Source organism: Lactiplantibacillus sp. YT640, assembly GCF_049745435.1.
Classification (GTDB): domain Bacteria; phylum Bacillota; class Bacilli; order Lactobacillales; family Lactobacillaceae; genus Lactiplantibacillus; species Lactiplantibacillus plantarum.
In genome coordinates, this window is record NZ_JBMNVY010000061.1 from 1 (window position 1) to 6405 (window position 6405).

5 protein-coding genes and 1 pseudogene are annotated in these 6405 nt (G+C 34.0%); 5 read left to right on the forward strand and 1 reads right to left on the reverse strand.

The features are described from left to right. Window positions 1-98 precede the first annotated feature (98 nt). Window positions 99-188: pseudogene (locus ACOV1R_RS15540) on the reverse strand (IS30 family transposase); the annotation flags it as partial. Between the two features lie 272 nt (window positions 189-460). Here ACOV1R_RS15540 and ACOV1R_RS15545 point away from each other — a divergent pair. From ACOV1R_RS15545 to ACOV1R_RS15565, 5 genes are all read left to right on the forward strand, one after another. Beyond that, window positions 461-1342, forward strand: coding sequence for a MurR/RpiR family transcriptional regulator (locus ACOV1R_RS15545; RefSeq protein WP_172638465.1), 882 nt, complete (start codon window positions 461-463; stop codon window positions 1340-1342). 142 nt (window positions 1343-1484) lie between these two features. Next, a complete protein-coding gene (locus tag ACOV1R_RS15550) occupies window positions 1485-3368 on the forward strand; it encodes a beta-glucoside-specific PTS transporter subunit IIABC (RefSeq protein WP_172638464.1) in 1884 nt (627 codons plus the stop codon). A 10-nt stretch (window positions 3369-3378) separates the two neighbouring features. Further along, window positions 3379-4860 carry a glycoside hydrolase family 1 protein gene (locus ACOV1R_RS15555; protein ID WP_172638463.1) on the forward strand — a complete coding sequence of 494 codons (1482 nt, stop codon included), beginning with the start codon at window positions 3379-3381 and terminating at the stop codon, window positions 4858-4860. Beyond that, a complete protein-coding gene (locus tag ACOV1R_RS15560; RefSeq protein ID WP_172638462.1) occupies window positions 4857-5504 on the forward strand; it encodes a cytidylate kinase family protein in 648 nt (215 codons plus the stop codon). Before ACOV1R_RS15555 ends, ACOV1R_RS15560 begins: the two co-directional genes overlap by 4 nt. Beyond that, window positions 5488-6282 carry a sulfite exporter TauE/SafE family protein gene (locus tag ACOV1R_RS15565; RefSeq protein WP_187351534.1) on the forward strand — a complete coding sequence of 265 codons (795 nt, stop codon included), beginning with the start codon at window positions 5488-5490 and terminating at the stop codon, window positions 6280-6282. Before ACOV1R_RS15560 ends, ACOV1R_RS15565 begins: the two co-directional genes overlap by 17 nt. Window positions 6283-6405 lie beyond the last annotated feature (123 nt).

The window sequence follows — 6405 nt, forward strand, 5'->3', positions numbered from 1 at the left end:
AAGAAAATCTGGATGATTCAGGCAGAGCTTGGGTCGGCGCCGGAAATTGATGAATAAAATAATATTAAAAAATCGGTAGGCTTATGGTAGATTTTAAAATTAATCCGAACGCTCATTTGGATATTGGACAGCCCTAGTTCACAAAAGGTTTCGATTTTAATTCGTTCGGAATAGGTTATACTAGACAAAAGATCAGCTCCTAAAAGATGGGTTTGTGGTAAACACCATTTTAAAGGAAGCTGATCTTTTTTGTCCGAACAGCGTTCGGATTAATTTTACAATCTACCTCTTTACGTTGCATAATTATTGTAAAAGGGAGGTGATGTCTTGTTAATAAGAGATAGGCTAAATAATTTTCAAAAAGGTACAGATGCGGAATTATTGATTAGGGATTTCTTTTTGAAGAGAAAGAATGATTTANCTTTACGTTGCATAATTATTGTAAAAGGGAGGTGATGTCTTGTTAATAAGAGATAGGCTAAATAATTTTCAAAAAGGTACAGATGCGGAATTATTGATTAGGGATTTCTTTTTGAAGAGAAAGAATGATTTAGTAAAAATTAGTACGCATACTATCGCCAAAGAATTGTATATTTCTGCTTCGACGATTACCAGATTTTGCCAAAAATTAGGATTCTTAGGCTATCCTGATTTTGTAAAACAATATCAAGAAGAGAACGAATATTTGGATTCACATTTTAATAATATTGATCCTAATATACCCTTTTTATCAGAAGATACGACAGCAATTGTCAATAATAAAATTGGTACTTTGTATAAGGAAATAATTGACGATTCTTTAGCTCTCTTGAAGAAATCCAGTCTGAATACGATTGAGTATTTGATTCGTGGTCGTGATCATATATATATTTATGCCGCCGGGGATTTGATTTTGGCAGCAGAAAATTTCGAAAATAAGATGATAAAAGTTGGGAAAACTGTTTCAGTAGAAAGAAGAGGGGACAATGCCTTCTTCAAAGCTAATTATTCGGATTCAAATAGTCTTTTCATCCTTCTATCTTATTCTGGCGAAACAGATAATTTGTTAAAGATTGCTCATAGATTAAATGATAAGCAATTGCCATTTGTAGCGGTAACGACCATGGGTGGAAACTCGTTGACCGAGTTGACGAATAATGTTATTTATATTTCAACTAGGGAAAAATTGATTAATAATTTGGGCAATTTTAGTTCGGTTTTGTCTGCGATGTTTGTGTTAGATATCGTATATGCTGACTTTGTCAACGAGAATCAAGAACAAGCCTTAAATAATAAAAAACAAGTTTCCAAGTTATTTGAAAATAGACGATCTTCAAAAAATCCACTTTTAGAAGATAATTAGTTAAATAGTGAAACGTTGTTGCAGTAATTGTGCAAGATAGTGAGACGCTGCTGCAACACCGATGAAAGCGCTGACGATTATGTGTTAGCGCTTTCTTTTTTTGCTATTATGAAAAACGTAAAGAGACAGGAGGGCGTAAATAATGAGTAAAAATCAGCTCGCAAAATCAATTATAGATAATGTAGGTGGAATTGATAACGTATCTGGATTAACCCATTGTGCTACTAGATTACGTTTTAATTTGAAAGATGATTCAAAAGCAAATGCTGACGCTTTAAAAGATTTAAGCAAAGTAGTTAGCGTCGTTAATCAAGGTGGACAGTATCAAGTCATCATTGGTCCCGATGTAAAGAACGTTTATAAATCGATTACTGATGATTATTCGATAGGTGAGACAAAACCCGCTGAAGACAAAGAAGAAAAGAAGTCAGTTGTTTCCAAAGTACTTGATACTATCGTTGGTATCTTCGTACCAATCGTACCATCATTGACTGGTGCCGGGATGTTGAAAGCTGTTTTGACCTTGTTAGTTTTGGTAGGTTTAGTTTCAAGCAAATCTCAGACTTATCAAATTTTGAATTTTATGGGAGATGCAGCGTTTTACTTTTTACCTGTTTTAATTGGGAATTCAGCTGCCAAGAAATTTAAAGTTAATCAATATGTTGGTATGTCAATCGGAGCAATTTTAATTTATCCAACATTTATTCAAATGGTAAATCAAGCTCAAACAAATCATACAGGTATTAATTTATTCGGAGTACCAGTTACTTTAGCAACATATAGTTCTTCAGTAATTCCAATTATTTTGGCTATGTGGTTTATGTCTTATGTAGAACCCTTTATAGACAAGCATATGCCATCAGCTATCAAGTTATTTATGACACCATTATTAACACTAATGATTGTTGGATTTTCTACTTTAACATTCATTGGACCTATTGGTTATTGGTTAGGAAGTATCTTAGGAGTATTCTTCAGTTTCCTAGATGTTCATGTTCAATGGTTAGTTCCGCTATTAGTTGGGACATTCACACCACTGTTAGTTATGACCGGAATGCATTATGGTTTGATTCCTCTCGGGATTAATCAATTAGCTACACAAGGATTTGACTCTATTGCTGGTCCCGGAATGACGGTTTCAAATATCGCCCAAGGTGGTGCCGCACTTGCAGTAGGTATTCAATCTAAAAACAAAAAGACTAAAGAATTAGGACTTTCAACAGGTATTTCAGCCGTAGCCGGTATTACAGAACCAGCTTTGTATGGTGTCAATATGAAGTTCAAGAAGCCACTTATTTCATCAATGATCGGTGGGGGTATTGCAGGATTATTTATCGGGATTTTTGGAACTGTTAGATATGCACAAGTCGCCCCAGGATTATTTGCCTTACCAAGTTTTATTGGAACTAAAGGTTGGTCTAACTTCGTATATGCCGTAATTGGTTGTGCCATTTCATTCGTAGTTTCGTTTGTCGCTCAATTGATCATCGGAATAGATGAACAAACAGACCCAGATAAAACTGAAAAAAATGATAAAAACACAAAATTAAAAGATGTAGTCAAAAATAAGATACCTGACACATTGTCATCACCATTACACGGTGTAGTTACTTCTTTAAAGGAAGTTCCAGATCAAGTATTTTCTAGTGGTGCTATGGGTCAAGGAATCGCCATCGAACCGGAAGACGGAAAAGTTTACGCCCCAGCAGATGGAACCATCACAGCTGTTTTTGACAGCAATCACGCAATTGGAATCAAGACTAATAATGGTGCAGAAATTTTAATTCATATTGGACTAGAGACCGTTAGTTTGAACGGAAAAGGCTTTAAGAGATTCGTAGAAAAAGATCAACAAATTAAAAAAGGCGATTTATTGTTAGATGCTAATTTGGACTTTATCAAAGAACATCATTTAAAGACGATTACAAGTATTGTAGTCACAAATAGTAATGATTATAAGAATATTACTGCACTATCAAAATCAAAAGAAATCAACGTTGGCGATTCATTATTGAACATTTCCTGAGGAGGATAATATGAAATTTCCAAAGAACTTTTTATGGGGCGGAGCAACTGCCGCTAATCAAATCGAAGGTGCTTATTTAGAAGACGGCAAAGGATTAAGTACAGCAGACATGATGACTCTAGGAAGTAGAAAACAAAAAAGAGTGATCTCTGAAACAATCGATGAAGATAAATACTACTATCCAACACACAATGCGATAGATTTTTATCATCATTATGAAGAAGATATTCGTCTATTTGCAGAAATGGGATTCAATGTATATCGGATGTCGATTGCCTGGAGCCGGATTTTTCCAAATGGCGATGATGCAGAACCAAATCAAAAAGGTTTAGCTTTTTACGATAAAGTAATTGATTTATGTCTTTCATATGGAATCAAGCCCTTAATTACCTTGTCACATTTTGAAACACCGATGGGTCTTAAAAAGTATGGATTTTGGACAAGTAAAAAAACAATTGATTTCTTTGTTAAGTATGCCACGACGGTATTGGAGCATTTTAAGGGACGTGTAAATTACTGGTTAACGTTTAATGAAATCAATGTGATGTCAACGATGCCATGGAATGCTGGAGGTATTTCTTTAGACGCAGATCAAAAGACGAAAGATATTGCCGCTTATAACCAATTAATCGCTTCAGCAAAAGTTGTAAAGATTGCTCATGAAATTGATGCCAATAATAAAATTGGAGCAATGTATTGTGGACATTTCTCATACGCCAATAGTGCTAGTCCTGATGATGTACAAGGAAATAATAATTTCCAAGATAAGATGATCTATTATATCGATGTTCAATCTAGAGGATATTATCCAAATTATAAATTAAAAGAATTGGAACGTTTAAATATTAATTTGCCAAAACAAACTGGCGACGATGAAATTCTAAGGGATGGGACAGTCGATTTCATAAGTTTCAGTTATTATATGACACACGTTTGTGGTTCTAAGACAAAAGGAATTTTTAAAGGTTTAAATGGCCTTGAAACAGGTTATAAAAATCCTTATCTAGAAAAGAGTGATTGGGGTTGGGAAATTGACCCTAAAGGTTTAAGAATTGCTTTGAACTTTTTATATGATCGTTATCAAAAACCGGTAATGGTCGTAGAAAATGGCTTAGGTGCAGAAGATAATCTCATCAAAAAACAAGGTCATTATACAGTTGAAGACGATTATCGAATCGATTATTTAAGAAAACATTTATTAGAAATAGAAAAAGCTATCAATATAGATGGAGTACCAGTCATGGGCTATACAGCTTGGGGACCAATTGATCTTGTCGCTGCAAGTACAGGCCAAATGACTAAACGTTATGGATTCATTTATGTAGATATGGATAATTTTGGACGTGGAACTGGAAATAGATACAAAAAGAAATCATTTAATTGGTATAAAAACGTAATTTTAAGTAATGGTGCAAATCTTGAAAAGGACGAAGTTAGAAATGTCCTCAGTTTAAAGAGACAAAATGAATTGCAAGGAGCATATGTAAAATGAGTAATATAACATTGGTTAACAGTGAATTTTGTAGTATGGGACGTTGGATTGTTTCAGCAGCAGCTAACAAGTTAGATTATGATTTCTGGGATCAAGCTCGTTTTGTTAAAGAATTCTCAGATTCAAAAAATTTGATTGAGCAGTCCGAATTGATTACTGAAAAATTAATGCGTGATTCGTCAGATGCATCCTTAAAAAAGGAATTAAGCGAAATTCAAAATAAAATAATGAACAAAATATTAGATGCATCAAATAGTGACAATATCGTAATTCATGACTTTGGTATTGAGAAGTATATTCCAAAGGATAATACGGTAAGAAAAGTCTTTATTTATAATAACGACGTTAATGCCAAGTGTTCTCGTGTTACATATGCGCCCAAATATAAAAACTTAACTGACGATTCTTTGAGACAAAGCAAATTGGTATATGAGGACTCATTAAGAAGGATGTATTTTAGAATCGGTAATAATGATGACAAATGGAATGATGTTGACCATTATGATCTATGCTTAAATACCGCCAATTTGCCAAAGAGTCAATGTTCAGATATTCTAGTAAGCTTTCTAGGTGAGCCATCGATGAGTGAAGATGAGTTCCAAAAAGTAGTAATTGGTCGTTACGGAGATGTTGAACGTGATTGAAATCGTATATAGTGCAGTTGTTTTGATAGCTACTATTTTGGGTGCTTTAACTGGTTTGGGTGGCGGAGTCATAATAAAACCAATATTTGATTTGTTGGGACAAGATACGGCAGTTACGATTGGTGTTTATTCAGCGATTGCAGTCTTTACCATGAGTATCGTTTCGATTTTTAAACAAACTAAGAGTGGCTTCTCATTTGATTTGAAAACTTTGTTATCGATTTCGTTAGGATCAGTTGCCGGCGGTGTAATTGGTGAGTTGATTTTCAATAATTTCGTAACATTATTTTCGAATACACAAGTTAAAATTACTCAAAACGTCTTGTTACTAGTCATGTTAATTTTTATTTTGATTTATACGAAGAATCAAAACCACTTTGGAAAATATCGATTAAAAAGATTTGATTCTATTTTCATAGTCGGTTTGTTGTTAGGTGCTATTTCTGTATTCTTAGGAATCGGTGGAGGTCCATTGAATGTTGCCATGCTGATGCTTTTGTTCTCATTTACGATGAAAGAATCAACTATTTATTCAATCGCTACGATATTCTTTGCTCAATTGTCTAAATTAGTACTTAGTGGAGTGCATGGAGATTTGTTTAATATAGATTATAAAGTCGCTGTCGTCGTTAGTGTGATGGCTATCGTCGGTGGATACGTTGGTACTTTGATCAATCAAAAGCTTAATGAAACTTCAGTTACAAAGGCTTATACGATGTTAATGACAGCATTAAGTTTTGTCTCAGTGTTTAATGTTGGTCAATCAATATTATTTTAAAAGAGATTACCGATTAGATCAGTAATCTCTTTTTTATAATGGCAAATTACAAGTTTAATCCGAACAAGCCCGGAATCTTTCAATGGCAGTCTGTTGATGATGTATTTTTAATGGTCGTTGATT

Bases quoted from the DNA above. Each gene is read 5' to 3' on its own strand.
- ACOV1R_RS15550 (WP_172638464.1), top strand. From the start codon at position 1,485: ATGAGTAAAAATCAGCTCGCAAAATCAATTATAGATAATGTAGGTGGA.
- ACOV1R_RS15555 (WP_172638463.1), top strand. From the start codon at position 3,379: ATGAAATTTCCAAAGAACTTTTTATGGGGCGGAGCAACTGCCGCTAAT.
- ACOV1R_RS15560 (WP_172638462.1), top strand. From the start codon at position 4,857: ATGAGTAATATAACATTGGTTAACAGTGAATTTTGTAGTATGGGACGT.
- ACOV1R_RS15565 (WP_187351534.1), top strand. From the start codon at position 5,488: ATGTTGAACGTGATTGAAATCGTATATAGTGCAGTTGTTTTGATAGCT.